Below are 26,258 nucleotides of genomic sequence, written 5' to 3'. Positions count from 1 at the left end.
GAGCAGGTTCGCCGCGAAGTGATGGGCGACGTCTTCGTCGACCGTGCCCTGGGCAATGCCACCGAGTTCACCCAGCCGCTGCAGGACTTCGTCAACGAGCACGCCTGGGGAGGTGTCTGGAACCGCGAAGGCCTGCCGCGCAAGACCCGCAGCCTGATCACCCTGGCCGCGCTGACCGCACTGAAATGCCCGCAGGAACTCAAAGGCCACGTGCGCGGTGCCCTGAATAACGGCTGCACGGTGGAAGAGATTCGCGAAGCGCTGCTGCATTGCGCGGTGTATGCCGGCGTCCCGGCGGCCATCGACGCTTTCCGCGCAGCGCAGGAAGTGATCGACGCCTGGCAGGCCGATCAGAAGGCCTGACCGTAACGACTGTAGGAGCGAGCTGGCTCGCGAATGGATCCGCTGGGCTGGTTCGCGAGCAAGCTCGCTCCTACAAGGGCATTACGGATAACTGAACCGCTTCACCAGCGTCAGCTCACCGGGCTGGCGCATCGGGATCAGGAAGGACTCCTGCTTCTCGTTCACCGTGCCCTCCTCCGTGACGATGGTCACCTGCGCCGTGGTCAGCGGCTTGGCCGCGTTCACATCGCCGGAGCTCTCGTCCGAGCTCCAGCCACCGCCGTAGTAATTCACGTAAACCAGATACTGCCCCTTGAGCGGCGTCGGGCTGGCGATGATTTCCGGGCCGTAGCCGGTGGTCACGTCGACGTCCTGGGCCGCGCCGTTGGGCAGTGAGCGATTGCCGTACCAGACATGCCCGCCATCGGGCGTCACCAGGTGCAGGTCGAGGTCGGTGTTGTCCGAGTCCCACGACAGTATGACCCGCAGCTTGGCCGCCACCTCGCCGCCGCCACCGCCGTGGTAGAACTGCACGCGCTTGTGCTGCTGGCCGTCCGGACTGATGACCTCGACACTGTTGGAGCCCGCGGGGAAAGCGAAGGGACGGTCAAACCTGCCATCGTTTTCGACCCGCATCGGCATGGCCACGCCGTTGACCACCAGGCGCGCCGGCTCCTTGCTGTCCTTGGGCAACCCACGGATTTCGCCACGGATGCGCGCGGTATCGGACTGGTCTTCCCGCGAATTCACCGACGCCGCCGGGTAGTTCACCGTCTGCCGGAAGTCGGCCTTGTCGCCGTCGCCCGCGCGCCAGCCGCCCAGCGGAGTATCCAGGCGGATCGGCGATTCGGCGGCCTGCACGCCCAGCGGTATCAGGCTGGCGAGCAGAGACAGGCGGAGCGCATGGGCAAGTTTCATGTCGATCATTCCAGTATCAGGCGACGGGCCAGGCTTTCCACGTAGCCCTCGTCTTGTCCATTGGGGTGCGCCTGGAATGCCAGGTGCAGGTATTCGTGAGCCAGGTCGAGGCGGTCCTGCTGGGAATACAGGCCACGCACGAAGATGCGCTGGCGTTCGCGGTCGACATAGGGTCGGCCGCTGCTCAGTCGGCACACGGCGAAGGACTGCAATTCTTCATAACCCGCCTCTGCTTCCAGCCGCGTCCGCCAGTTGCGGCGCTGTGCCTGCAGCCAGCGCTCGGCCTCCGGCAGGGGCTGGCAGGCAGCGGTCGGGTTGCTCCAGCGGCTCAGGCTGGTGCGCGGGAAAGCGCGGGCGAGAATGGCGTCGTAGCGCAGGCCCTTGGCGGCCTGCTCCTGGGCGTCGCGCCAGGAGAGTTTCGACTGCCCCGCCTCGTCCGAATGATAGGTTACGGTGCCGCCAGCCAATACCAGATCGGCGGTCCAGGCGGCGATGCCCCGCGCCGCCTCGCTGGCAGGGCGCGGTGCCACGCGCTGGCGTTGACTGCTGTCGTCGATGCTCAGACAGTCACCGCGCGGAGCGCCGTTCTGCAACAGGTAAGTCCGGATGGTCACGGCCAACGCCTTGGCGGCTTCCGGCGGCGTGGCCGACGCCTCACGATCCAGCACTCGTGCAACGTATTCCTCGCGGGAAAGGCGGGCAGTCAGGCGCGTCCCCTGGGGGCCGCGTTCCAGGAACAGATCACCGTTGCTGTCCACGTCGAGGCGAACCCCGTTGGCGAACAGTGCGCTCTGCCGGCCTGCCAGCACCCCCTCGGCAGCCGGTTGATTGCGCGCGTCGTAGACCTCCTTCAGTGGATAGCGACTGAACAGGCTGACTTCCACGCAGCGTCCCGGATCATGCGGCCAGGGCGCCGGCAGTGCAGCGCCGATGGCATTGCCGTACTTCGCCAGCACCGTCTTGCTGGTGCCCGGTCCGCGCGCCCAGAGCGGCGTACCGTCCACCAGCCAACCGGCAAAGCCGCCTTCGCGCTTGCCATTTTCATCCCAGCTCCAGGTCTTCACCCGCAGACGTCCACCCAATGCGGCCGGGGCACGCCCCTCATCGGCAGCGAGGCTGACGTCCAGCAGCACCTTTTGCGCCTGTTCCTGGGCGGGCAGGTGTTGTAGTTGATCGAGCAGCTCGGCGACCGGCACTTCGGTTTGCGCTGCCAACTTGTCCAGCTGGGCGATCCAGCCCGGCGCATGGCGCGCCTGCCAGTACTGCTGCCAGACAGCGCCGTCGATACCCAACCGCTGCGGCTCGAAGTACAGGCCACAGGACTTCACCAGCGCGGCGTCACGTTCGATGCTCTGCCCGACCGTGCAGCAATAGACTTCTTCCTTGTTCTCGCCACGGCACTGATAGGCCGGCTCCTGCTGGCCGGTGTCGTTCAGCCAGGCATAGACGAACAGCTTCCACAGGCTGCCCAGCGGCGCCTTCAGCTCAGCCGGCAAGGGCTGGCGATCCAGTACCTGCTGCGGCCCGAGGCGCAACAGCTCATCGCCCTGCGCGCTGCGCCAGGCCAACTGCGCCTGCTCTTGCGAGCCGGGCGCCGCAAGGGCGCTCAGCGGCAACAGCAGGATCAGCCCGGCAAGGCGTGCGCGCATGGATTACCGGACCTTGATCTTCGCCAGGGCCGGCTGCTGCTCCAGCGCTTGCTCCTGCGGCGCATAGAGGCGCTGGTAGCGCGCCAGCGGCAGGACGAACTCGCCCTTCTGCGAGAAGCGGACCAGATGACGGAAGCGCAACTCGCCGCCCAGGGTATCCACCGGCACGCCGTAGAACAGGTCGCCCGGCTCGTTGCGCGCGCGCTCCAGGCTGGTCGCCTCGACGCCGCCCAGGCCGCTGATCTGCAGGCCCCAGGTGGTGCGCTCGACATCCGCACCCGGCGGCAGCGGCACTTCGAGCATGCCGTAGCGCAGGGCCTGCGCCTGATCGGTGGTGAGGGTCACTTCGTCCAGGTACAGCTCGTCGCTGGACAGCGGTTTGTCACCCAGCTCCTCGGCCTTGAAGGCGAAGGCGTCTTCGCCCGGAACCAGGCGCAGCAGGCGCCGCTTGATGGTCACCGGCAACTGGCTGGCCGGCGCATCGGCGCTGCGGAAGGTCACCGAAGCATTGAGCGGACGCGACGGCGCGGCGCTCAGGTCCAGCTGCACTGGCACCTCCTTGCCCTGCCATTGCCAGAAGGCGTCACCCGTGGTGCTGTGGCTTTCCTTCCAGTCCGCCACCGGCTTGGGCAACTCGGCGACAGGGGTATCGGCGACGGCGCGCTGCATCCAGGTCAGCGCCAGGGCGCGTTCGACGGTGGACTGCTGCGGCGCCAGGCTCAGCAGCAGCGCGCGAGCACGGCTGGCATCCACGCTACCGCTGTAGAGCTGCACGGCACGGGCGAACGGCTGGTCACTGGTGTTCAGCTTCAGGCGTGCGCCATCCAGTTGCTTGGCGAAGCCTTGCGGCAGCGCGACCTTGTTCTGCTCGGCCAGGCTGGCGGTCAGCACGCGAGCCACCGCCAGACCCAGTTCGGAGTCCGGCCGGCCCATGACCAGGCTGTCGTCGCTGTCGAAGTCGTTCACGGACTTCGCTGCCTCGCCGTTGCCGGCGTTTTCCAGGTCGGTGAGCAGGCCGCTGACCAGCGTCTGTACCGGCAGTTGCATGTCGCGGGCGAAGGCCAGGATCAGCGCACGCTGCAGCAGCGGCGTGGCGCTGGCACGCGCGGAGTAGAGTTCCAGCACACGCTGCCAGTGGTCCGGCGGCAGCTGGATTTCCAGTGCGCGGCTGGCATGCCAGTCGGCGTAATAGGCATACGCCGTGAGGAAGGCGTCGTTGTCTTCGCCGCCCCACCAGGTGAAGTAGGCATCCGGGCCAGCCATCTGCACCAGGCGCAGGCGGCTGGTCTGCATGATCAGGCGCAGGCGGTCACGCACCCGCGGCTCGCCATTGGCCAGCATCGGGTAGGCGACGCTCAGCGGCAGCAGTTGGCTGGCAGTCTGCTCGACGCCACCCCACGGATAGTCGAGCAGCGAATCCAGATTGCCACGCAGCAAGGCTTGGGCGCTGTCATCCAGGCGCAACCTCACATCGCGGGCATCCGCCGGCAGCTGCAGCGGGGTGTTCTGCGCATTGACCTGCAACGGCTTGGACTGCAATACCTGCCAGCTATCGGCGACCAGGCTGAAGTGCACGCCGAGACTGTCGCGAACCTGACCGTCCTGGCGCAGTTCCACGCTCCAGTCGCCGTCGCTGAGCGGCTGCTTCGGCAGGGCGATGTAGTTGACGCCGCGCTTGAGCTCCAGCGCCTGGGTCTGTTCCTCGCCATTGGCGCGGATCAGCAGTTCGGCCTTGGTGTCCTGCTCGCCCTGGTTGAAGACGAACAGCCCGAGGTCCGGCGCATCGCCGCTGCGGAAGCGTTTCGGGCCGCTCCACTTCAGGTACAGCGGTTTCTCCGAGCGGATGAATTGCTTCTTCTGGCCAACCTGGCCTTCGTCATCCATGGCGCGGGCAGTGATGCGCCAGCGGGTCAGGGAATCCGGCATGCGGAACTTGAACTGCGCCTTGCCGTTGGCATCGCTGACCAGCTCGGGCTCCCAGGCGGCGGTGTCCACTTCCTCACGGCGCGGGCGCTCCAGCACCTTCACGCCACGCTCGCTGCGGTTGGCGCGGCCGGGCGCGCTGGGCGTGCCCGGCAAGGCGACGTCGTAGCTGATGAACGACAGGCTGGCGCTGGTGCGCACGTTATTGCGGCGCGGGTGGTAGAAGAACTGGTCGATGCCCGGCGCGATCTCCGGCTGCAGCGCGTAGATCATCTCGTCCACCACGCTCACGGTGAGGTGGCTGGAGACGGGCTTGCCGGCGTAGGTGGTGTCGAGATTGACGGTGACCGTCTCGCCCGGCTCGTAGCGTTCCTTGTCGGTGCTGACGGCGATTTCCACCTGCGGCACGGCGACCTTGATGCCGGCATTCTGGAAGCTGTAGTCGCCGCTGCGGGTGTAGAGCACGGAGAAGGTCAGGTTCGGCGAGAACTCCGGCTTCACCGGGATGCGCGCGCGGTACTGGGTCGGGTTGAGCTTCTCCAGCTTCAGCCAGTCGCCGCCCTTGGACAGCAGTGCGGTGGCCTCGACCTTGTCACGCTCCAGCGACAGCAGCGCGTCGTCTACCGGCTCGGGGAAGGTGATCAGCGCCAGCGCTTCCTCACCGGCCTTGTACTCGGCCTTGTCGAGGACGATTTCCACGGTGCCCGGCACGGCCTTCACGCCGTCGCCGCTGACCGAGTGGCCGGTGCCGCCGAGCAGTTGGCCGGCCTTGTCGCGCAGCTCAATGCTATAGGTGCCGGGCTTGTCGAAGGTGATGGCGAACTTGCCGTCGGCCAGCGCGCCGTCGCCGCTGCTGCGGTCTTCCAGGCGCAGCCAGCGGTAGGCGGTGGGCTGGATCTGGGTCTGCTGTTCTGCGGCGTAGCTGAACTCGACCTTGTCACCGGCAGCGCTGAAGCGCTGCGGCGCGCTCACGCGGTAGCGGGCGGCGCCGCGCTCGATGAGGATTTCCTTGCTGGTCTTCACGCGGTACGCGGCGCCATCGCTGGCGAACACGGTGAGCATGTAGCGGCTGGGCTTCTCCGCCGCCGGCAGGTCCAGCGCCGCGCGGCCCTGGGCGTCGGTGGTGATCTGCGCGCTGGACAGCTCCACTGGGAACTGGCCGAGGTACTGCAGTTCGTTGTCCACCATGGACAACTGCTGGGCGCGCAGGCTCAGCTCCAGGCGCGCGTTGGCCACCGGCTTGCCGTCGGGGTAGAGCAGGATCAGGTTGCCCTTCACCGGCTCGCCGGTCTTGAAGTCCGGCTTGGCGAGGTCGAGGGAAATCTCGAAGTGCGGCTTGATGTACTCGGCAACACGGAAGGCGCTGCTGTAGGTCTGGTCGCGGTAGTCGAAGCGCAGCTCGTAGCCGCCGGCCACGGCGTTGGCCGGCAGCTGGAAGCGGCCGCTGGTGCCGCTCTTGGCGTCGTACTTGAGATCCAGCGTCTGCAGCGTGGTGCCGGCGGCGTCGATCACCGACAGGCGCAGCGGGGCAGCTTGCGGAGCCTGCGATTCGCGGGAGTTCTTGAACTCGCGGCCGACAATCTTCAGCGATACCCAGTCACCCGGACGGTACAGCGGCCGGTCGGTGAAGGCGTAGAGCTTGGTGTCGTAGATTTCGCTGTCGTAATAGAAGTTCTCGGAGACGAAGACACCGCCCTCCTCATCCTCACCGATCACGAAGGAGCGCTCCGGGCTGACGTGCTGCAGGCGCAGCAAGCCATTGGCGTCGCTGCTGCCGCTGCTCATCACGCCCAGGCCGTCAGTCCACAGTACCTTGGCGCCGCCCACCGGCGTGCCTTCATGCTTGCGCGCGGTCCAGACCAGCAGCTCGTTGCCGGCGATCTTGCTCACCGCAACGCTGTTGGAGACGAACACCACGGTGGTGGCGCGGTATTTGCCGACCAGCGCCTCGACCAGATAGAGGCCGGGTTTCAACTTGCCCAGCGGCACGTAGACGTTGCCCGGCGCGACGTTGATGAATTCGCTGGAGGAGCCGGCCAGGGTGACTTCCTTAGGCGGCTGGATCGGCTTGGCGTCCCACAGCGGATAGCGGAACTGGCTGACCATCGGCAGGCCGGGGATCGGCGCGTATTGCGGCTGGGCGTCATACGGCGTCGGGGCGCGCATGGCATTGCCCATCTTCAGCTCGGGCACCACTTCGGTGACCTGCTGGCGTGACTCGTAGGAGAAGGTCCGCTGCATCACCCGACGCGACTTGCGGTACCAGTTGTCCCACAGGTAAGCCAGCGTGTTGGACAGGCCCTCGCCCTTGAACTGCCCCTCGGACAGCACGCGGTGCAGGTTCTTCTGGCGCTTGAGGAAGTCCAGCGGCTGGTCGATACGGTAGACGCGGATGTCCGCTCCGCCGTAAGGCTCCATGCGGTAGCGACGGTAGTCGCGGCCCGGCGCTTCCAGGCGCACCTTGGCCACTTCGTCGGAAGCGAAGCTGGAGTCGGCCAGCAGGAAGAACGACTCGCCGGCCATGGGCGTGTAGTTGCTCGCCGGAACGTCGTCGTCCGCCCGCGCAAGTGTGGGTGCGGCGGCGATCAGGCCGGCGCAGGCCAGGGCTGCGGCAATTCCGCGCAGCGCGTTCATCGGGTCAGGAAGGACAAGCGATAGACGCCGATAAAGTTGGGATTGGATTCGTCGGGTATCCATCGGGTGTCCTTCCATGTCATGAGTTGTTGCAGGCTGACCGAGCGCATGCCGTTGTCGGTCGCCGTACGAGTGCCGGTGTGATAAGCGATGTCGCGGCCCATCCAGATCATCAGATGCTGGTCATCGCCCTGGTCGAAGAACATAAGGTCGCCGGGGCGCGCCTGGTTGAGGTCGCGGCCAACCAGCTGGCTGTTGTACTGAATGAGTTTGATCGCATTGACGTAGGGGCCGGTCTTGCCACCGCCCTGCTGCCAGCTCTGCGCGAGGTTGCGCTGCGCGTCGGTAAGCTCCAGCTCCGGCGGCAGGTAGCGGTTGGACATGCCGTTGGCGCGCAGCCACTTGGCGTCGTGAACCTTCAGCGCCTCGTTGGCAGCGAAGCGCACCAGGCCCGCGCAGTCCTGCTGGTACCAGCGCGGGTTCGGCCCACGGCGCAGTTGTTCCTCGGCGATGCGCACGAACCAGGCGCGGAACACCTGGGTCTGCTGCGCATCCAGTGCCGGCTCAGCCGCATGCGCCAGCGTGGCGACAAGCAGACCGGCGAGCAGTGTGAGGGGTTTGCGGATCACAGCGCCTTCCAGTCCAGCGGCAGCCACTCCCATTCGCCGCTCGGCTCGCTGCCGGCCGGCAGGGTCAAGGCGTAGGAGCCGTTACCGGCGAGGGTCTTCAGGCGTGGCAGGAGCAGCGTATCGGCGGCGTTGCGGAACACCGGCTCGAGGTCCTGCGGCAGGCTGTCGAGGGTTTCGCGCTTGAGCAGCTCGGACAGCGTCTTGGGCGCCAGGTAGGCCGGCACCAATGCATCCTTGGGCAGCACGTCGGCCAGCGGCGGGTAGCGCTTGGCCAAGGTATTGCGCGCCTTGTCGAGGAGCTTGTCGTCGATGGAGAACAGCAGGGTGTTGCCATCGCGCAGCAGGCTGACACGGAAGAAACCGTTGCCGCTGACCTGGTCGGGATTCTCCGCCGCGCTGGCCGGGTACTGGCCGAAGCGCGAGCTGACCTGGCGCTGCCAGAGGCGACCATCGCCTTCGGCACGACTTTCCACCTCGAAGGCGCCCGCCTCCACATTGGCTTCGTAGGCGCCGATCATGCTGCCGAACAGCTTGCCCAGTTGATCGTCCAGCTCGGGGCTGGCGGGTGCGTCGAGCTTCACCGCGAGCAGCGGCGAGTGCAGGCGCGACTCCGGGTACCAGCAGAGGCCGGCGGCACCGGAGAGATGCTCGGAGAAGGCGGCGGCCATCTTCTGCTCGGCGCCCAGCTTGACCAGCATGTTGTCGTACAGCCCCGGCGTGACCGGAAGAGCAACGCAGGCGCTGGCTCCCATGGGCATGGCCTGCCAGACGGGGGTGAAATCCAGGTCCGGCTGACGTGCCACCTCATTGAGCGCCAGGTAGCTGTGCCAACCGTCCTTGCCCTGCTCGAAGCGCACACCGGCGAAGGTCGGGATCAAGCGCTGGTAGCCCATGGCGAGCACGCCGGCGCTCAGGGTAATACGCTGCTTCAGCTCGCCGCGCGGCTCCAGGGCGAAGTCCTTGGCGAACAGCGGCTCGCCCTCCAGCGCACTGCCCAGGTCCTTGGCAACTGCCGCATCGGGCTCACCGAGGTTGTCGTAGTCCGGATTGGGGAAGAGCATCTTCGGGTTCGACAGCACCAGCATCTGGTCGCCACGGGAGACGAACAGCAAGGTCTTCTCCGCGCCGTAGCGCAGGCTGTAGACCGGCGTGGCGGCGCCTTTCACCTGGATCTCCGAGATCTTCTTCAGTTGGGTATCGTCGGCAGCCACCTTGGCCAGCGGCTCCAGGACCTTGGCCAGGCCACCGCGCTTGAGGACCACCATGAAGTCGCGCAGGCGGCCATCGGCGCCGCGCCACAGGGCGACCTGGGCCGGCTGGTCGAGCAGTTCCTCGATCACGCTGTCCTTCAGGGTCAGGTCATGCTCGTAGACGATGCGCCGCAGCGTGCCGGTCAGGCCCAGGCGGTCGGCGTTATTCTCGTAGTAGAAGACGAAATCCTCGGTCAGCACGTCGCGCAGCAACGGCACTTCCAGCACCGCTTTGGGCAACTGGCTGAGGGAGGCGCTTTCGATCAACGCGTCCGGGCGCTTGAGGTCGCGCACCACCTCCGGGCTTTCCGGCGCCTCCAGGGTGCCCACCGGTGCCGAGTGGAAGGCGGGGATCAGGCCGAAGGCCAGGGCCAGGCCGCCGGCGACCAGTGCGGCAGCCACCACACCGATGGCGATCAGCGGCCCACGGCGCGGCGCTTGTGCTGCCGGCGGCGTCGGAGTGCTGTCTTGACTGCTGGAGGGCGTATTGTCGCTCATGGATCGCTTGTCCCGTGTCATCCCTGCGAGGGGCGAATTCAGTAATTGAAGGTCTTCACCAGCACCAGATCACCGATGGTGCGCATGGGCACCACGAAGGTCTCGCGCTTCTCGTTGACGGTATTTTCGTTGAACACCAGGTTGATCTCGGCGGTGATCACGTCCTGCTCATGATTGCCTTCCTGGAAGTTGTATCCCTGGCTGGCGCTGTAGTTGCCCCAGTAGTTCACATAGACCAGGTAGGTGCCGTGCAGCGGCGCGGCCATGGTGAACATTTCCGGGCCTGGGCCGTCGACCCCGTCGGGGTCCAGGCCCCCGCCGTTGCTCAGGCGCGGGTTGGCCCAGAAGGCATGCTGGCCGTCGGGCGTGACGATATGCAGGTCGAGTTCGGCCTTGGGGTCGTTCCAGCCCAGTGCCAGGCGGATGCGCGGCGGGATGCGAGCGTTGTTGGCTTCATAGAACTGCACGCGCTTGAGGGATTTGCCCTGGTCACTGCTGACCGCGACGCTGTTGCTACCGGCGCCGAAGTTGTAGGGGCGCACGAACTTGCCTTCGGCGTCGGTGTAGAGCGGGAGCGGATTGCCGTTGACCACCAGGCGCTGGGCACGATCGACGCCGGAGACTTCGCGCAGGTGCCCTTCGATCAGGCTGCGGCCACGAACACCGCCACGGTCGATGGGAGGCGTGGGATAGGCCACGCGCGGCACGCTGGGATCATCGGTCAGGCCGGAGTAACGCCAGCCGGCAGTGGGGCTGGAAAGGTCCGCACCCGGCGCGGCAGCGACCGTCGCAGCCAGGAGACTGGCTGACAGAACAAAGACGGCACGAACCATCCGACGCGTGAGCTGCATGAACATTCCTTGATCGTGCATAGCGGGGGAGCCAAATGTAACCGGTCTTGTCGACGTGCGGAACGACCTTCGCATGACCGTGCGACGCAGGACGATCTTTCAGAAATTTCCTACAAACCGATTGGCTTTTGGCGCACCCCGATTGGAGAGTCTCGCCTTCCACCGAGTCACATCCAGCCGCCCCATTGCAGGACGAAGATGCCGACGTTGGTGGTCAGCGCCGCCACCAGGGTGGTGATGACGATGATCGACGCCGCCAGTTCGTGGTTGCCATTCGCCGCACGGGCCATGACATAGCTGGCCGCCGCCGTGGGGCTGGCGAAATAGAGGAAGAGCACGCCCAGTTCTGCGCCGCGGAACCCCAGCAACCAGGCTGCAGTGGTGCAGATCAGCGGCAGCCAGATCATCTTCATCAGGCTCGCGCTGATCGCCAGACCACCACTCTCACGCAGGGAAGCCAGCGACAGGGTGCCGCCGATGCACACCAACGCCAGCGGCAGGGTCATCTGGGCAAAGTAGTCGGCCGAGGTCAGCAGCCACGTCGGCAGGCCGATACCGAACCAGGAAAACGGCAGCGCGGCCAGCACACTGATGATCAGCGGATTACAGATGACGTTGCGGGCGATGCTCAGCGGGTCGGACTTCATGCTCGGGCTGTAGATCGCCAGCACCACTGAGGACAGCGTGTTGTAGCAGAGGATCACCAGGGCTGCGAGGACTGAGCCGAGCGCCAGGCCATGGTCACCATAGAGGCTGGTGGCCAGCGCCAGACCGATGATGCCGTTGTTGCCGCGGAACGAGCCCTGCACGTAGACGCCGCGCTCGGCACGCGGCACTCGCCAGGCCGCCCAACCCCAGGCCAGCAGGAAGCCCGCCAGGGTCGCTGCGCAGAAATACAACAGTACCTCGGGGCGCGCCGCGCTATGCAGGTCGGAGTGATATATGCCGAGGAACAGCATCGCCGGCATGGTGGCGTTGAACACCAGTGCCGAGGCGGTCTGGATGAATTCCGGATTGATCGCCCCGACGCGGCGCAACAGCACGCCCAGGAACAGCATGGCGAAGACCGGGGCGGTGATGGCGAAGGTCTGGAGCAGCAGGGCAAGCATGGGAAGCAGGCATCAGGGCGACGGGGGCAGAATCATAGCAAGCTATGTACCCGCCCCACAGGATGAATCACACCTGCGCGTCGGTCGCTTCGCCCCAGAGCGGCGCCGGCAGTTCCAGCGGTTTGGGCGACTCGCCTTCGGCCAGGCGAGTCAGCTTGCCGTCCACGGTGGCGCCGTTCTCCATGCTCAACTGGCGATACTGGATATTGCCGACCACGCGTGCATTGGAGTGCAGCTCCAGCAGGTGTTCGACATACAGGTCACCAATGATGGTCCCATCGATCAGCGCGTCGTAACTGCTGACATTCCCCTCGATCCGACCTTCCGCACTGAGCGCCAGCAGGCTGGCGGCGCCGGGCTTGTGGCAGACATTGCCTTTCACGGTACCGAGAATCTTCAGGCCATCCTGGAACTGCATATCGCCGACCAGATCGACGTTGCCCGAGAGCAGGCTGGAGAACTTGTCCACCGACACCTGCGGGCCTTTCTTCTTGCTGTTGCTGAACATCGCAATTCCTCGCGCGTACTACTTGCCAGGTTTCTGCTGGCGGTAGAAGGCCAGCTCAGTCTTGAGTTTCTTGATTTCGGCGGACATCGAATCGATGCGCTGCATCAGCTGTTCTCGATTGGCGCGGTCCTCGTCGCCCTGCAGGCGTTTGTCCTCCAGTTCGGCGGTCAACTGCTCGACCTGCACACGCAGCGCCTGGAGTTCATCAGCCTGTACACGGCCCGCCACCTCACCCTGGTGGCGCATCAGCCAGACGCCCGCCAGCGCCGCTGCCAGCAAGAGAACCAGGAGCAAGGCCGCGCGGCCCAACGCCGCGGAACCACGAGGAACATGGGGGCGGTGCTCGGCGCGCAGCAGGTCGCGGGTGGAGGGCTTCCTAGTCCGAGGCCATACCATCGCTATCGATCTCCATGCCTCCCAGAGAGAGGAAGTTCTGTGGGTCGACGAATTCGCCGTGGTAAAGCACTTCGAAATGCAGGTGCGGCCCCGTGGAGCGGCCGGTGGAACCCACCTTGGCAATTTCCTGCCCCGGCAGCACTACGTCGCCCACTTTCACCAGCAGTTTCGAGGCGTGGGCATAGCGCGTGACCAGGCCGTTGCCATGGTCAATCTCCACGCGATTGCCATAGGAGGGATTCGGCCCTGCGACGATGACGCGTCCACCAGCGGCCGCATGGATCGGGCTGCCGGTCGGCGCCGAGAAGTCCTGGCCGGAGTGGAACGCCAGGTGGTGATTGAAGGGGTCGAGCCGGTTGCCGAAAGGCGACCCCAGGCGCGCCTGCTCCATCGGGCGACGGGCGGGAATGGCCATGAAGTCGGCGTTGCGCCGCGCCACCTGGTCCATCAACAGGTCGAATACCCGGCGCAGGCATTTTGCCGAGCGCTCGCTCCGCTCCAGATCGACGTCGGAAGCGGGCAGCGGTTCTGCACAAGGGCGCGGTGGCAGCAGGATGCCGCCTTTGCCCTTGGTGGTCGGCGCCTGGGGCTTTGGCGCGAGCTCAGGGTCGACCTTGGACAGTTTGCGCGCGATTTCCTCGTGGCTGTCGACGGCCTTGAGCAGGTAAGTGGCGTCTTTCTCCAGCACTTGCAGGCGACCGGCCAGCTCCCCTATCCGCTCCGCTGCGAAACGCTCGGCGGAATCATCTTCCGAGGGGGCGGGTACGCTCGCGACGACGGGCATCGGCACCGGCTCGACGTTGGTCCGGCCCACCCAGACACCGACCACGAAGGCCACCACAGCGAATAGCAGCGCCGTGCAGCCGGCCACCAGCAGGAACCGGCGCCGATCGATCAGCTGCAGGTCCGAACGGGTCAATGCCTGCCGAGTTGGTGAAAGGAAGCTCATGGGAGGTACCGTTGAATCTTTCGAAACCCGATCCTGGTCGGACCGGGCTGCACAGGGTACCTGTTATTGAAAGCTTCGCAGCGGCGAAACACTGAAAAATGTAAATAAATAAGAAGAAATCATCCCATCTGAGAAGACTTTCAGATGTTTCCCACTAACACCTTCACAGTATCCCAGTGAATCAAACTGCCACTACACCGGCAGAACAGCCTCGATCTCCTGCAATCGATGGTCTTCCAGGCGCAGCTGGCGCGGGTGGAATCGTTTCAGGCTGAGACGGTGGCCAATGCTGACCAGGGTGACGCCTGGCAATTGGTCCAGCAGCACCTGGTAGAGCGCAGCTTCGTCGGTTTCGTCCAGTGCGGAAGTCGCCTCGTCGAGGAATAACCACTGCGGCGCATAAAGCAGTGCACGGGCGATGGCCAGACGCTGCTGCTCGCCCGGAGACAGCACACGCTGCCAATGGTCGGCTTCACCCAGGCGCGGCACCAGCGAATCCAGGCGGCACAGGTGCAGCACCTGTTTCAGTTGCTCGGGATCGTGACGATCGCCCTGCTCCGGATAGCAGAGCGCCTCGGCGAGGGTGCCGATGGGCAGGTAGGGTTTCTGCGGGACGAACAGACTGCGCGCCTCAGGCATCTGCACAACGCCGCTGCCGTAGCGCCACAGGCCGCTCATGGCGCGCAGCAGGGTGCTCTTGCCACCGCCGGACGGGCCACCGATCAGTACGTGCTCCCCGTTGTTGATCGCCAGGCTGGTGGGCTGCAGCAGCTCGCGACCGTTGCCCAGGCTCAGGGTAAGGTTCTGCAGTTGCAGCAAGTCGCCGGACTTGCGCACGTCGATGTTCGCCGACTCCTGGGCGATGTCGGCCATGGCTCCGCGGAAGCTCAGCAGACGGTCGCAGGTGGCGCGCCAATTGGCGAGGCTGGCGTACGCATCGATGAACCAGCTCAGGCCGTCCTGCACGTTGCCGAAGGCGGAGTTGATCTGCATGAGCTCGCCGAGTTGGATCTTGCCGGCGAAATAACGCGGGGCGGCGACCACCAGGGGGAAGATGATGGCGATCTGGGCATAGCCGGAGCTGAAGAAGGTCAAGCGCTTCTGCACCTTCATCAGCTCCCAGAAGTTGCCCCAGACATTGCGGAAGCGCGTCATCAGCCGTTCGTTCTCGTTGGCCTCGCCGTTGTACAGGGCGATGCTCTCGGCATTCTCGCGCACCCGGACCAGGCCGAAACGCAGATCCGCCTCGAAGCGCTGTTGCTGGTTGTTCAGGGTGATCAGGCGGCGCGCGATCAGGTGCGTCAGCCAGCTGCCAACCGCCGCGTAGAGCAGCGCTGCCCAGAACATGTAGCCGGGAATGGTGATGCCGAGGATTTCGATGCTGCCGGAAACGCCCCAGAGGATGACCGAGAAGGACACCAGGCTGACGACGTTGCGGATCAGGCCAAGACCCAGGGTCAGGGTGGTATCGGTGAAGTTGTTGAGGTCTTCGGTCAGGCGCTGGTCGGGGTTGTCGGTATGGCCGCGCTGCTCGAGGCGGTAATAGTTCTTGTCGCCCAGCCAGGCGGCGAAGTGCTTCTCCGTCAGCCAGCGGCGCCAGCGGATGGTCAGCATCTGGGTCAGGTAGAGGCGGTAGACGGCGATCAGGATCGCGGCGGCGGCAATGCCGCAGAAGTACAGGACCAGCCGGATGAAGGAGTCGACATCCTTGTTCTGCAGGGCGTTGTAGAAGTCACGGTACCAGCTGTTGAGCCAGACCGAGACGGCCACACCCACCAGCGAGAGGGCGATGACCACGATCAGCAGCAACCAGGCCATGCCCTTCTCTTCGCTGCGCCAGTAAGGCGCGGTGAGGTGCCAGACTCGGTGGAAGAAGCGGCTGCGAACGGCATCGTTCGCGGCGCGGTACTCGGCGCTGTCGGTCATGGAATGGGCTCGCACGGCTGTACATACAAAAAAGGAGCGCTCATTGGCGCTCCTTTGTGTTATCGATCGCTTAACGCCTCACCGGGCGCTTCTGCAGCTTACGTTGCAATGTGCGCCGGTGCATACCCAGCGCTCGGGCAGTCGCGGAGATGTTGCCGTCATGTTCGGCAAGCACGCGCTGGATATGTTCCCACTGCAGGCGGTCGACCGACATGGGGTTTTCCGGCACCAGGGTCTCCAGGTCGGCGTGCTGCGACAGCAGTGCGGTGAGCACATCGTCGGCGTCGGCCGGTTTGCACAGGTAGTTGGTGGCGCCGCGCTTGATGGCTTCCACCGCGGTGGCGATGCTGGAATAGCCAGTGAGGATCACTACGCGCATCTCGGCGTCGAGCTCAAGCAGCTTAGGCAGCAGCACCAGGCCGGAGTCGCCGTCCATCTTCAGGTCCAGCACGGCGTAGTCGGGCAGATCGTCCTTGGCCATGGCCAGGCCTTCCTCGGCGGAGCCGGCGACCGACACCCGCAACCCGCGACGGGCCATGGCGCGGGCCATGACGCGGGTAAAGGTGGCATCGTCGTCCACCAGCAGCAGGTGGGGCTGCTCTTCGCCTTCGAACAGGATCTCTTCGCTCATGGTACTTCCTCGCGGGCGCGGCGATCAGGCCACGCCATAGCTTCTGGGCAGACGCAACTCGGTCAGAGTGCCGCCATCTTCATGGTTATACAACTTCACCGTTCCACCTGCGCGGGTCACGCTGGCCTGGCTCAGGAACAATCCCAGGCCGAACCCCTTGCCCTTGGTGGTGAAGAACGGCTTGCCGAGCTGTTCGGCAATCGCCAGCGGCACGCCCGGGCCCTGGTCGCGGATGCTCAGGCAGATTTCCCCGGCATCCCAGTCCAGGCGGATATCCAGGTCGTCCGGGCAGGCGTCCGTCGCATTATTGAGCAGGTTCAGCAGCGCCTGGCTCAGGTCGGTCGGCGGAGTCATCCGCGGTGCCTTGCCCTTGCCGAGCGTCTGGTAGCGATAGCTCGCCTCCGGGCGCATCAAATGCCAGCGCCGCAGCACCGCTTCGACCCACTCGTTGGCGCCCTGCTCTTCCACCGCCTGGCGACGATCCGCTTCGGCGGCGCGTACCAGGTGCTGCAGGGTGGTCTTGCAAAGCTTGACCTGCTCCTGCAGCAGGGCGAGATCTTCCTGCAACATCGGCTGGTCCGCATTGGTCTGGCGCAATTCCTTGAGCAGTACGCTCATGGTCGCCAGCGGCGTGCCCAGTTCATGGGCGGCGCCGGCGGCCTGGGTGGCCACGGCCAGCAGTTGCTGGTCACGCATGCCTTCCTCGCGACGCTGCGCCTGCAACTGCTCCTGGCGGCGCAGCGACTCGGACATGCGGGCGACGAAGAAGGTGATCAGTGCGGCGGCCAGGGCGAAGCTCAGCCACATGCCATAGATAAGGAGGTTGTCGCGTTGTCCCGCAGCCATCTCCAGCGGGTGGAACCACACCAGCAGCACCGTGTAGCTGGCCAGCGCCAAGCCTGCCAGGGCGATGGTGTAGAGCCATGGCAGGGTCGCGGCGGCGATGGTCAGCGGCACCAGGTAATAAGAGACGAAGGGGTTGCTCGAACCACCGGAGTAGTACAGCAGCACACTGTGGATGACCAGGTCGCAGGCGAGCTGGACGGCGTACTCCAGCTCCGTGACCGGCCACGGGCCGCGCAGGCGCAACGCCGTGCCCAGGCAGAGCACAAGGGAGACACCGAGGGTCACGCCCAGCGCAAGCCAGGGTAGTTGAATCAGTTGGGCCTTGTAGGCGAGCCCGACCGAACCGGCCTGGGCGGCAAGCACGAGAATACGGATGAGCGTCAGATGCAGAAGGTTCTGACGACTGGCGGAAAGCTGGAAAACCGGTGGGCGCATGGTGAATTCCGGAATTTGCGCGAGTATAGCCAAGAGCCCCCTCTCCTTTATGCGGCATAGCGCCACAGCATACTCCAGCGCGGCCCGCGTCGGCCGCCTCGCACCGAAACAATTGGTGACATCCGTCAATAACCCGGATCGGAACGAATCCTCGTCAAAGGGTCTGACAGTCCTCGCCACTGGCTCTACTAAGCTGTGGCCGGGACATTTTCTGGAGCAAGGAGTCATCCATGTCTGTACTGAAGAACCCCTTCACCGCCATCGCCGCCGCTATCGCCCTGTGCGCCACCAGCCTGGGAGCCCTGGCAGACGAACCTCGCTACAACCAGGTTTCGCTGCGCGCCGAGGTCAGCCAGGAAGTTGCCCACGACCTGATGCACGTGACCCTGTTCAGCGAGGGCCAGGCCAGCGATCCGGCCAAGCTGGCCAGCGAGACCACCACCGCGCTGAATGCAGCCGTGGAGCAGGCACGCAAGGTGAAAGGCGTGACCGTCAGCCTGGGCAGCCGCAACAGCTACCCGGTGTATGACGACAAGGGCCAGAAGATCACGGCCTGGCGCGAGCGCGCGGAAATCCGTCTGGAGAGCACCGACTTCGCCGCCCTCTCGCAACTCACCGCCGACCTGCTGGGCAAGTTGAAGATGGGCAGCATGGACTTCAGCATCGCCGACGCCACTCGCGCGAAGAACGAGGACGCGATGATGAAGGGCGCCGTGGATGCCTTCAAGGCCCGCGCCCAGGTACTCACCGACGCGCTCGGCGGCAAGGGCTACAGGCTGGTCAGCCTGAGCCTGAACACCTCCGGCGCGCCACGGCCGATGCCGGTGATGCGCATGGCCGCCGCCAAGTTCGCCTCCATGGATTCGGCACCGGCGCAGGAAATCGAAGCCGGCACCAGCCAGGTCACCGTCAGCGCCGACGGCACGATTGAGGTGCAGATGCCGTAACACCTACGGCCTTTTCCAGCGCGGCGCCTTGGGGGACCGGGGCGCCGCCGCTCGACCGCACGGTTCCCATTGTCGAAATTGCGACATTCCCTTGCACCCGCGTCACAACTTCTACACTCATCCCGGTTAGACGCTTGCACCCGGCATGTGCCGTGCGTAGCTTCACGCAACGCAGCTCACGAGGCTGCCCCTCGATGACAACCAGAATAAACAGAGGTCCCAATGCGTAAGAACGCCGTCATCCGCGCCATGATTGCCGCTGGGCTGATCGCCAGCGCTCCGCTCGCCCACGCCGCCAACAACCTGGTCTACTGCTCCGAAGGCAGCCCCGCGGGCTTCGACCCCGGCCAGTACACCACCGGCACCGACTTCGATGCCTCGGCGGAAACCGTGTTCAACCGCCTCACCCAGTTCGAGCGCGGCGGCACCCAGGTCATCCCGGGCCTGGCAGAAAAGTGGGACGTATCCGATGACGGCAAGACCTACACTTTCCACCTGCGCTCCGGCGTGAAGTTCCACACCACCGACTACTTCAAGCCGACCCGCGAGTTCAACGCCAACGACGTGCTGTTCACCTTCAACCGCATGCTCGACAAGAACCATCCGTTCCGTAAGGCGTACCAGACCGAATTCCCCTACTTCACCGACATGGGCATGGACGCGAACATCGCCAAGGTGGAGAAGGTCGACGACAAGACCGTCAAGTTCACCCTCAACGAAGTTGACGCGGCGTTCATCCAGAACCTCGCCATGAGCTTCGCCTCGATCCAGTCCGCCGAATACGCCGACCAGTTGCTCAAGCAGGGCAAGGCCAGCGACATCAACCAGAAGCCCATCGGCACCGGCCCGTTCGTGTTCAATCGCTACCAGAAGGACGCGATGATCCGCTTCAAGGCCAACCCGGACTACTGGAACAAGGGTGAGGTGAAGATCGACAACCTGATCTTCGCCATCAACACCGACGCCTCGGTGCGCATGGCATGCAGAAGCTCAAGGCCAACGAGTGCCAGATCACCCTCTTCCCGCGCCCGGCCGACCTGGAGGCGCTGAAGAAGGACCCGAACCTGAACATGCCGTCTCAGCCGGGCTTCAACCTCGGCTACATCGCCTACAACGTCCTGCACAAGCCGTTCGACAAGCTCGAAGTGCGCGAGGCGCTGGACATGGCGGTGAACAAGAAGGCGATCATCGACGCCGTCTACCAGGGCGCTGGCCAGCTCGCCGTGAACGGCATGCCGCCGACCCAGTGGTCCTACGACGACAGCATCAAGGACGCCGGCTACAACCCGGAGAAGGCCAAGGAGCTGCTGAAGAAGGCCGGCGTCGCCGAAGGCACCGAGATCACCCTGTGGGCCATGCCGGTGCAGCGCCCATACAACCCCAACGCCAAGCTGATGGCCGAGATGCTGCAGTCCGACTGGGCCAAGGTCGGCATCAAGGCGAAGATCGTCACCTACGAGTGGGGCGAGTACATCAAGCGCGCCAAGGGCGGCGAGCACGACGCCATGCTGATCGGCTGGAGCGGCGACAACGGTGACCCGGACAACTGGCTGGGCACCCTCTACGGCTGCGATGCCGTGGACGGCAACAACTTCTCCAAATGGTGCGACCCGGCCTACGACAAGCTGATCAAGGATGCCAAGCGCACCCCGGACCAGGCCAAGCGCACCGAGCTGTACAAGCAGGCCCAGCACATTCTCAAGGAGCAGGTGCCGATCACCCCGATCGCCCACTCCACCGTGTACCAGCCGATGCGCAAGACGGTGCAGGACTTCAAGATCAGCCCGTTCGCGCTGAACTCGTTCTACGGCGTCGGCGTCGGCAAGTAAGGCCAATGGCCGCCGGCAACCGCCGGCGGCCAAAGCCCCGACCGCCAGCCCCATGCCCAGCCATTTCCGCAAACGGCTCTCCGGGATGATCCTGGCGAGCCTGCTCGGCTGCACCTCGGCATTCGCCCAGCCCCTGGTGGTCTGCACCGAGGCCAGTCCCGAGGGCTTCGACATCACCCAGTACACCGCCGCGACCACCGCCGATGCTTCCGCCGAGACGGTCTTCGAGCGCCTGGTGCAGTTCGCCCCCGGCAGTACCCGCGTGGTACCTGCGTTGGCAGAGAGCTGGGAGATAAGCGACGACGGACTGCAGTACACCTTCGCCCTGCGCCAGGGCGTGAAATTCCACAGCACCGACTACTTCACGCCGACTCGCGGGTTCAACGCCGACGATGTGCTCTGGAGCTTCCAGCGCCAGCTCGACCCGAAGCACCCATGGAACAGGCTGGCCCCGCGCGGCTTTCCCTATGCCGAGGCAATGGGCCTGCCCGGCCTGATCGGCGCGGTGGAAAAGCTCGACGACTACCACGTGCGCTTTACCCTCAGGCATCCCGAGGCGCCCTTCCTCGCCGACCTCGCGATGGGTTTCGCCTCCATTTATTCCGCCGAGTACGGTGACCTGCTGCTGGCTGCCGAGAAGGCCGACCAGCTGAACAACCTGCCCATCGGCACCGGCCCCTTCATCTTCCAGCGCTACCAGAAGGACGCTCAGGTGCGCTTCACCGCCAACCCTGATTACTGGGGCGGCAAGCCGAAGATCGACCGCCTGCTGCTGGCGATCACTCCCGACCCGAACGTACGCATCCAGAAGGTCAAGGCCGGCGACTGCCAGATAGCTGTCTACCCCAAGCCCACCGACGTGCCCGCGCTGCGCCAGGACCCGAAACTCAAGGTCGAGGAACTGGACTCCCTGCTGGTCGCCTACGTCGGCATCAATACCCGGCACAAGCCGCTGGACGATGTGCGCGTGCGCCAGGCGATCAATCTCGCCTTCGACCGCGATGCCTACCTGCGCGCACAGTTCGGCGAAGGTGCCGCAACGCTGGCTGTGGCGCCCTATCCGCCGACACTGTGGGGTTCCGATCCGCAGCTCAAGGTCTGGCCCCACGACCCGGCGCGCGCCAGGCAACTGCTGGAAGAAGCCGGCATCAAGCCCGGCCTGAAACTGTCGATCTGGACCCGCCCCGGCGGCGGCCCGACCAACCCCAACCCCGGCATCGGCGCGCAGATGCTGCAGGACGACCTGGGCAGGATCGGCATCCAGGCGGACATCCGCGTCTTCGAATGGGGCGAGCTGATCAAGCGCGCCAAGCAGGGCGAGCACGACCTGATCTTCATGGGCTGGGCCGGCGACAATGGCGACCCGGACAACTTCCTCACGCCGAACCTGTCCTGTGCGGCGGCGAAAAGCGGCGAGAACCAGGCCGGCTGGTGCAATGCGGAGTTCGACGAACTACTGCGCAAGGCCCGCGCCATTACCGACCAGGAAACCCGCGCGGACCTCTACCGCCAGGCGCTGGCGGTCTACCAGCGCGAGGCGCCGTGGATCGCCCTGGCCTACCCGAAGCAGTTCGCCGTGGTGCGGCCTGGCGTAACAGGCTTTACCCTGAGCCCGCTGGGTTCGAACAATTTTTCCCGTGTGCAGCTACAGGGCTCGCCGGGACCATAACGACAAGGACCAGACCTCAAAAGGGTCGATGTCGACAAGAACGGACCGCCCATGACGCGGCCCAACCGTGACCATCCCATGTGGAGAACTCCCCACAATGCTGTCCTTCATTGCCCGGCGCTTCGGGTTACTGATACCGACCTTCTTCGGCGTCACCCTGCTCACCTTTGCGCTGATCCGCCTGATTCCGGGCGACCCCGTGGAAGTGATGATGGGTGAACGCCGCGTCGACCCGCAGATGCACGCCGAGGCCATGCACCGCCTGGGCCTCGACAAGCCGCTTTACCAGCAGTACCTCGACTACATCGGCAACCTCGCCCAGGGCAACCTCGGCGAATCGCTGACCACCCGCGACAGCGTCTGGCACGAATTCCTCACCCTGTTCCCCGCCACCCTCGAACTGTCGCTGGCGGCCCTGCTGTTCGCCGGCGTCTTCGGCCTGCTCGCCGGGGTGATCGCGGCGCTCAAGCGCGGCTCGCTGTTCGACCACGGGGTGATGACCATCTCCCTGGCCGGCTACTCGATGCCGATCTTCTGGTGGGGCCTGATCCTCATCATGCTGTTCTCCGTGAGCCTGGGCTGGACGCCGGTGTCCGGGCGCCTCGACCTGCTCTACGACATCGAGCCGAAAACCGGCTTCATGCTCATCGACACCCTGCTCTCGGATGAAGACGGCGCCTTTATCGATGCCGTGCGCCACCTGATCCTGCCGGCCATCGTGCTGGGCACCATCCCGCTGGCGGTGATCGCCCGGATGACCCGCTCCTCGATGCTCGAAGTGCTGCGCGAGGACTACGTGCGCACCGCCCGCGCCAAGGGTCTGTCGCCAGCGCGCGTGGTGTTCGTGCACGCCCTGCGCAACGCCATGATCCCGGTGCTCACCGTGTTCGGCCTGCAGGTCGGCACGCTGCTGGCCGGCGCGGTCCTGACCGAAACCATCTTCTCCTGGCCCGGCATCGGCAAATGGCTGATCGACGCCATCGGCCGCCGCGACTACCCGGTGGTGCAGAACGGCATCCTGCTGGTGGCGACCCTGGTGATCCTGGTGAACTTCATCGTGGACATCCTCTACGGCCTCGCCAACCCACGCATCCGCCACCAACGCTGAGAAACTGCCCATGGCCTGCTGCGCGTCGGCGATACAGCGTCAGACTCCACCGATAAATGCTCATTTGCTTCATGCAAACTGCGCTTTCTCGGCGGACTCTTCCTCGTCTCGCTCCAGCTCGCGAGGCCCTGAGCAGCTTCTACGGAGCTTGCAATGAATACAGATTCTCTTACTCCCGCCAGCGACCCGAGCCTGGTCTACCCCTCCCCGCTGAAAGAATTCTGGCACGCCTTTTCGCGCAACAAGGGCGCGGTCGGCGGCCTGCTGTTCATGCTGGTCATCGTGTTCTGCGCGCTGTTCGCGCCCTGGGTCGCGCCCCATGATCCGAGCGAGCAGTTCCGCGACTTCCTGCTCACCCCGCCGCTCTGGCTCGAAGGTGGCAACGCGCAGTTCCTGCTGGGCACCGACGAGTTGGGCCGCGACCTGCTCTCGCGCCTGATGCACGGCGCGCGGCTGTCGCTGATGATCGGCCTGACTTCGGTGTTGATCTCGATGATCCCCGGCATCTTCCTCGGCCTGCTCGCCGGCTTCTCGCCGACCCGCCTTGGCCCGGTGATCATGCGCCTGATGGACATCATGCTGGCGCTGCCCTCGCTGCTGCTGGCGGTGGCCATCGTCGCCATCCTCGGCCCGGGCCTGATCAATACCGTGATCGCCATCGCCATCGTCTCGCTGCCGGCCTACGTGCGCCTGACCCGCGCCGCGGTCATGGGCGAACTGAACCGCGACTACGTCACCGCCTCGCGCCTGGCGGGTGCCGGCACCCTGCGCCTGATGTTCGTCACCGTGCTGCCCAACTGCATGGCGCCGCTGATCGTGCAGGCCACCCTGAGCTTCTCCTCGGCGATCCTCGACGCCGCCGCATTGGGCTTCCTCGGCCTGGGCGTGCAACCGCCGACGCCCGAGTGGGGCACCATGCTGGCCTCCGCGCGCGACTATATCGAGCGCGCCTGGTGGGTCGTCTCGCTGCCCGGCCTGACCATCCTGCTCAGCGTGCTGGCGATCAACCTGATGGGCGACGGCCTGCGCGATGCGCTGGACCCGAAGCTGAAGAATGCGGCGTGAGGAGCATGCAGATGGATACCCCCGTGCTCTTCGTAGGACTGAAGCGTCCCTCTCGTTCCCACAAGAAGAACAAAAGCCTGATGGAGACCGCCGTATGAGCCTCCTCGACCTGCGCAATCTTTCGGTGCGCTTCGGCGACCGCAATGCCATCCCGGTAGTGGATGGCCTCGACCTCTCGGTGGACAAGGGTGAAGTCCTGGCCATCGTCGGCGAATCCGGCTCCGGCAAGTCGGTGACCATGATGGCCCTGATGGGCCTGATCGACGCCCCCGGCATCATCACCGCCGACACCATGCAGTTCGACGGCATCGACATGCTGCGTCTGAAAGGCCGCGAGCGTCGGCGCATCGTCGGCAAGGACATCGCCATGGTCTTCCAGGACCCGATGACAGCCCTCAACCCCAGCTTCACCGTCGGCTACCAGATCGAGGAAGTGCTCAAACTGCACCTCGGCCTGCGCGGCAAGGCCCTTCGCCAGCGCGCCCTGGAGCTGCTCGAACGGGTGGAAATCCCCGGCGCCGCCCAACGCCTGGACGCCTACCCGCACCAGTTGTCCGGCGGCATGAGCCAGCGCGTCGCGATCGCCATGGCGATTGCCGGCGAGCCCAAGCTGCTGATCGCCGACGAGCCGACCACCGCGCTGGACGTGACCATCCAGGCGCAGATCATGGAGCTGCTGCTGAACTTGCAGCGCGACCAGGGCATGGCGCTGATCCTGATCACCCACGACCTCGCCGTGGTCGCCGAGACCGCCCAGCGCGTCTGCGTGATGTACGCGGGCCAGGCGGTGGAGATCGGCCAGGTGCCGGCATTGTTCGACCTGCCGACCCATCCCTATACCGAAGCGCTGCTCAAGGCGATCCCGGAACACAGTGCCGGTGAAGAGCGCCTGGCTACCCTGCCCGGCATCGTTCCCGGCAAATACGATCGCCCTCAGGGCTGCCTGCTGTCGCCACGCTGTCCCTACGTGCAGGACAACTGCCGCAGCGTACGCCCGGCGCTGGAAGCCCATGAGCGCGGCGCTGTGCGCTGCTTCTACCCGCTCAACCTGAACACCGAGGTGGCCCGATGAACGCCGTTCTGACCGCCCGCGACCTGACCCGTCACTACGAAATCTCCCAGGGCCTGTTCAAGCCCCACGCCCTGGTCCGCGCGCTCAACGGCGTGTCCTTCGACCTGCTGGCCGGCAAGACCCTGGCCGTGGTCGGCGAATCCGGCTGCGGCAAGTCCACGCTCGCCCGCGCGCTGACCCTGATCGAAGAACCCACCTCCGGCTCGCTGCAGATCGCCGGCCAGGAAGTGAAAGGCGCCAACCACGAGCAGCGCAAACAGTTGCGCCGCGACGTGCAGATGGTCTTCCAGAACCCCTACGCCTCGCTCAACCCGCGGCAGAAGATCGGTGACCAGTTGGCCGAACCGCTGGTGATCAACACCAGCCTCTCCCGCAGCGAACGCCGCGAGCGCGTGCAGGCGATGATGAAGCAGGTCGGCCTGCGCCCCGAGCACTACCAGCGCTACCCGCACATGTTCTCCGGCGGCCAGCGCCAGCGCATAGCCCTGGCCCGCGCGATGATGCTGCGGCCCAAGGTGCTGGTGGCGGACGAACCGACCTCCGCGCTGGATGTGTCGATCCAGGCCCAGGTGCTCAACCTGTTCATGGACCTGCAGCAGGAGTTCGGCACCGCCTACGTGTTCATCTCCCACAACCTCGCCGTGGTCCGCCATGTCGCTGACGATGTGCTGGTGATGTACCTCGGCCGCCCGGCGGAAATGGGCCCGGCGGACAAGCTCTACGAGCGCCCGCTGCATCCCTACACCCAGGCGCTGCTCTCGGCCACCCCGGCGATCCACCCCGACCCGAGCAAGCCGAAGATCAAGATCCAGGGCGAGCTCCCCAACCCTCTCAACCCGCCCAGCGGCTGCGCCTTCCACAAGCGCTGCCCCTACGCGACCGAGCGCTGCAGGACCGAGGTACCGGAGCTGCGGCTGCTGGATGAGCGACAAGTCGCCTGTCATCACGCCGAGCAGTTCCTGAACTGATGCGAAACGGGCCGGTCATAGGCCGGCCCTCTTTCGGATACAGCTGCGTCCTACAGCGTAGCGGGAACAGGCCTACGGCCTGATCCAGAACGTCCCGCTAGGGTGG

Annotated in this window: 20 protein-coding genes and 1 pseudogene; 8 read left to right on the top strand and 13 right to left on the bottom strand. The window is 65.4% G+C overall.

Features of this window, described 5'->3' with window-relative positions:
• The first annotated feature begins 21 nt into the window (after nt 1-21).
• Entirely contained in the window at nt 22-363 is a 342-nt protein-coding gene (locus PNI01S_RS11160; RefSeq protein WP_054906694.1) for a carboxymuconolactone decarboxylase family protein, read from the top strand.
• 81 nt (nt 364-444) lie between these two features.
• Here the strand turns inward: PNI01S_RS11160 and PNI01S_RS11155 are convergent, their stop codons facing one another.
• The 13 genes from PNI01S_RS11155 to PNI01S_RS11095 form a co-directional block, all read right to left on the bottom strand.
• Nucleotides 445-1,260 (bottom strand): YfaP family protein, encoded by an 816-nt coding sequence (locus tag PNI01S_RS11155; protein WP_024765925.1) that lies wholly within the window; start codon nt 1,258-1,260, stop codon nt 445-447.
• Between the two features lie 5 nt (nt 1,261-1,265).
• Nucleotides 1,266-2,909 (bottom strand): DUF2300 domain-containing protein, encoded by a 1,644-nt coding sequence (locus tag PNI01S_RS11150; protein ID WP_024765924.1) that lies wholly within the window; start codon nt 2,907-2,909, stop codon nt 1,266-1,268.
• 3 nt (nt 2,910-2,912) lie between these two features.
• Nucleotides 2,913-7,466, bottom strand: a complete 4,554-nt coding sequence (locus tag PNI01S_RS11145; RefSeq protein WP_084358256.1) for an alpha-2-macroglobulin family protein — start codon at nt 7,464-7,466, stop codon at nt 2,913-2,915.
• Nucleotides 7,463-8,128 (bottom strand): DUF1175 domain-containing protein, encoded by a 666-nt coding sequence (locus PNI01S_RS11140; RefSeq protein ID WP_037007436.1) that lies wholly within the window; start codon nt 8,126-8,128, stop codon nt 7,463-7,465. The genes PNI01S_RS11145 and PNI01S_RS11140 overlap by 4 nt, the downstream gene beginning before the upstream one ends.
• Nucleotides 8,092-9,843 carry a DUF2138 domain-containing protein gene (locus tag PNI01S_RS11135; RefSeq protein ID WP_084358255.1) on the bottom strand — a complete coding sequence of 584 codons (1,752 nt, stop codon included), beginning with the start codon at nt 9,841-9,843 and terminating at the stop codon, nt 8,092-8,094. Before PNI01S_RS11135 ends, PNI01S_RS11140 begins: the two co-directional genes overlap by 37 nt.
• A gap of 38 nt (nt 9,844-9,881) precedes the next feature.
• Nucleotides 9,882-10,676 carry a YfaP family protein gene (locus tag PNI01S_RS11130; RefSeq protein WP_037007438.1) on the bottom strand — a complete coding sequence of 265 codons (795 nt, stop codon included), beginning with the start codon at nt 10,674-10,676 and terminating at the stop codon, nt 9,882-9,884.
• Between the two features lie 185 nt (nt 10,677-10,861).
• Entirely contained in the window at nt 10,862-11,803 is a 942-nt protein-coding gene (locus PNI01S_RS11125) for an AEC family transporter (protein WP_084358254.1), read from the bottom strand.
• A gap of 67 nt (nt 11,804-11,870) precedes the next feature.
• Nucleotides 11,871-12,311 (bottom strand): bactofilin family protein, encoded by a 441-nt coding sequence (locus PNI01S_RS11120; protein ID WP_024765919.1) that lies wholly within the window; start codon nt 12,309-12,311, stop codon nt 11,871-11,873.
• A gap of 18 nt (nt 12,312-12,329) precedes the next feature.
• Nucleotides 12,330-12,707: a hypothetical protein gene (locus PNI01S_RS11115; RefSeq protein WP_024765918.1), complete on the bottom strand. Its 378-nt coding sequence runs from the start codon at nt 12,705-12,707 to the stop codon at nt 12,330-12,332.
• Complete coding sequence (locus PNI01S_RS11110; protein WP_084358253.1) at nt 12,688-13,656, bottom strand: M23 family metallopeptidase; 969 nt, start codon at nt 13,654-13,656, stop codon at nt 12,688-12,690. Before PNI01S_RS11110 ends, PNI01S_RS11115 begins: the two co-directional genes overlap by 20 nt.
• 192 nt (nt 13,657-13,848) lie before the next feature.
• Nucleotides 13,849-15,582 carry an ABC transporter ATP-binding protein/permease gene (locus PNI01S_RS11105; protein ID WP_024765916.1) on the bottom strand — a complete coding sequence of 578 codons (1,734 nt, stop codon included), beginning with the start codon at nt 15,580-15,582 and terminating at the stop codon, nt 13,849-13,851.
• A gap of 70 nt (nt 15,583-15,652) precedes the next feature.
• A complete protein-coding gene (locus PNI01S_RS11100; protein ID WP_037013643.1) occupies nt 15,653-16,213 on the bottom strand; it encodes a response regulator transcription factor in 561 nt (186 codons plus the stop codon).
• Nucleotides 16,214-16,237: 24 nt separating this feature from the next.
• The gene (locus PNI01S_RS11095; RefSeq protein ID WP_024765915.1) at nt 16,238-17,494 is read right to left on the bottom strand and encodes an ATP-binding protein; all 1,257 of its coding nucleotides are present in this window, start codon (nt 17,492-17,494) and stop codon (nt 16,238-16,240) included.
• Between the two features lie 230 nt (nt 17,495-17,724).
• Between PNI01S_RS11095 and PNI01S_RS11090 the strand changes: the two genes are divergently transcribed.
• The 7 genes and pseudogenes from PNI01S_RS11090 (at nt 17,725) to PNI01S_RS11060 (ending at nt 26,152) form a co-directional block, all read left to right on the top strand.
• Entirely contained in the window at nt 17,725-18,441 is a 717-nt protein-coding gene (locus PNI01S_RS11090; protein ID WP_084358252.1) for an SIMPL domain-containing protein, read from the top strand.
• A gap of 222 nt (nt 18,442-18,663) precedes the next feature.
• A pseudogene (locus PNI01S_RS11085) lies at nt 18,664-20,270 on the top strand (ABC transporter substrate-binding protein).
• A gap of 52 nt (nt 20,271-20,322) precedes the next feature.
• On the top strand, nt 20,323-21,939 hold the full coding sequence (locus PNI01S_RS11080) for an ABC transporter substrate-binding protein (RefSeq protein ID WP_024765912.1): 1,617 nt from the start codon (nt 20,323-20,325) through the stop codon (nt 21,937-21,939).
• A 97-nt stretch (nt 21,940-22,036) separates the two neighbouring features.
• Entirely contained in the window at nt 22,037-23,047 is a 1,011-nt protein-coding gene (locus PNI01S_RS11075) for an ABC transporter permease subunit (protein WP_065083933.1), read from the top strand.
• A gap of 153 nt (nt 23,048-23,200) precedes the next feature.
• The gene (locus PNI01S_RS11070; RefSeq protein WP_054906647.1) at nt 23,201-24,112 is read left to right on the top strand and encodes an ABC transporter permease subunit; all 912 of its coding nucleotides are present in this window, start codon (nt 23,201-23,203) and stop codon (nt 24,110-24,112) included.
• A 94-nt stretch (nt 24,113-24,206) separates the two neighbouring features.
• Nucleotides 24,207-25,184 carry an ABC transporter ATP-binding protein gene (locus tag PNI01S_RS11065; protein WP_024765909.1) on the top strand — a complete coding sequence of 326 codons (978 nt, stop codon included), beginning with the start codon at nt 24,207-24,209 and terminating at the stop codon, nt 25,182-25,184.
• Entirely contained in the window at nt 25,181-26,152 is a 972-nt protein-coding gene (locus PNI01S_RS11060; RefSeq protein WP_084358251.1) for a peptide ABC transporter ATP-binding protein, read from the top strand. The genes PNI01S_RS11065 and PNI01S_RS11060 overlap by 4 nt, the downstream gene beginning before the upstream one ends.
• The last annotated feature ends 106 nt before the right edge of the window (nt 26,153-26,258 follow it).

This window comes from Pseudomonas nitroreducens NBRC 12694, from assembly GCF_002091755.1.
GTDB lineage: Bacteria > Pseudomonadota > Gammaproteobacteria > Pseudomonadales > Pseudomonadaceae > Pseudomonas > Pseudomonas nitroreducens.
The sequence above is the reverse complement of the archived record's forward strand: the minus strand, read 5'-3'. Positions and strand labels throughout refer to the sequence as shown.

Excerpts from the sequence above, each read along its gene's own strand:
- PNI01S_RS11120 (WP_024765919.1), bottom strand. The coding sequence starts at position 12,311 with ATGTTCAGCAACAGCAAGAAGAAAGGCCCGCAGGTGTCGGTGGACAAG.
- PNI01S_RS11115 (WP_024765918.1), bottom strand. The coding sequence starts at position 12,707 with ATGGTATGGCCTCGGACTAGGAAGCCCTCCACCCGCGACCTGCTGCGC.
- PNI01S_RS11140 (WP_037007436.1), bottom strand. The coding sequence starts at position 8,128 with ATGGGAGTGGCTGCCGCTGGACTGGAAGGCGCTGTGATCCGCAAACCC.
- PNI01S_RS11130 (WP_037007438.1), bottom strand. The coding sequence starts at position 10,676 with ATGGTTCGTGCCGTCTTTGTTCTGTCAGCCAGTCTCCTGGCTGCGACG.
- PNI01S_RS11150 (WP_024765924.1), bottom strand. The coding sequence starts at position 2,909 with ATGCGCGCACGCCTTGCCGGGCTGATCCTGCTGTTGCCGCTGAGCGCC.
- PNI01S_RS11080 (WP_024765912.1), top strand. The coding sequence starts at position 20,323 with ATGCCCAGCCATTTCCGCAAACGGCTCTCCGGGATGATCCTGGCGAGC.
- PNI01S_RS11155 (WP_024765925.1), bottom strand. The coding sequence starts at position 1,260 with ATGAAACTTGCCCATGCGCTCCGCCTGTCTCTGCTCGCCAGCCTGATA.
- PNI01S_RS11110 (WP_084358253.1), bottom strand. The coding sequence starts at position 13,656 with ATGAGCTTCCTTTCACCAACTCGGCAGGCATTGACCCGTTCGGACCTG.
- PNI01S_RS11090 (WP_084358252.1), top strand. The coding sequence starts at position 17,725 with ATGTCTGTACTGAAGAACCCCTTCACCGCCATCGCCGCCGCTATCGCC.
- PNI01S_RS11145 (WP_084358256.1), bottom strand. The coding sequence starts at position 7,466 with ATGAACGCGCTGCGCGGAATTGCCGCAGCCCTGGCCTGCGCCGGCCTG.
- PNI01S_RS11065 (WP_024765909.1), top strand. The coding sequence starts at position 24,207 with ATGAGCCTCCTCGACCTGCGCAATCTTTCGGTGCGCTTCGGCGACCGC.
- PNI01S_RS11135 (WP_084358255.1), bottom strand. The coding sequence starts at position 9,843 with ATGAGCGACAATACGCCCTCCAGCAGTCAAGACAGCACTCCGACGCCG.
- PNI01S_RS11160 (WP_054906694.1), top strand. The coding sequence starts at position 22 with ATGGGCGACGTCTTCGTCGACCGTGCCCTGGGCAATGCCACCGAGTTC.
- PNI01S_RS11100 (WP_037013643.1), bottom strand. The coding sequence starts at position 16,213 with ATGAGCGAAGAGATCCTGTTCGAAGGCGAAGAGCAGCCCCACCTGCTG.
- PNI01S_RS11095 (WP_024765915.1), bottom strand. The coding sequence starts at position 17,494 with ATGCGCCCACCGGTTTTCCAGCTTTCCGCCAGTCGTCAGAACCTTCTG.
- PNI01S_RS11125 (WP_084358254.1), bottom strand. The coding sequence starts at position 11,803 with ATGCTTGCCCTGCTGCTCCAGACCTTCGCCATCACCGCCCCGGTCTTC.
- PNI01S_RS11075 (WP_065083933.1), top strand. The coding sequence starts at position 22,037 with ATGCTGTCCTTCATTGCCCGGCGCTTCGGGTTACTGATACCGACCTTC.
- PNI01S_RS11070 (WP_054906647.1), top strand. The coding sequence starts at position 23,201 with ATGAATACAGATTCTCTTACTCCCGCCAGCGACCCGAGCCTGGTCTAC.
- PNI01S_RS11105 (WP_024765916.1), bottom strand. The coding sequence starts at position 15,582 with ATGACCGACAGCGCCGAGTACCGCGCCGCGAACGATGCCGTTCGCAGC.
- PNI01S_RS11060 (WP_084358251.1), top strand. The coding sequence starts at position 25,181 with ATGAACGCCGTTCTGACCGCCCGCGACCTGACCCGTCACTACGAAATC.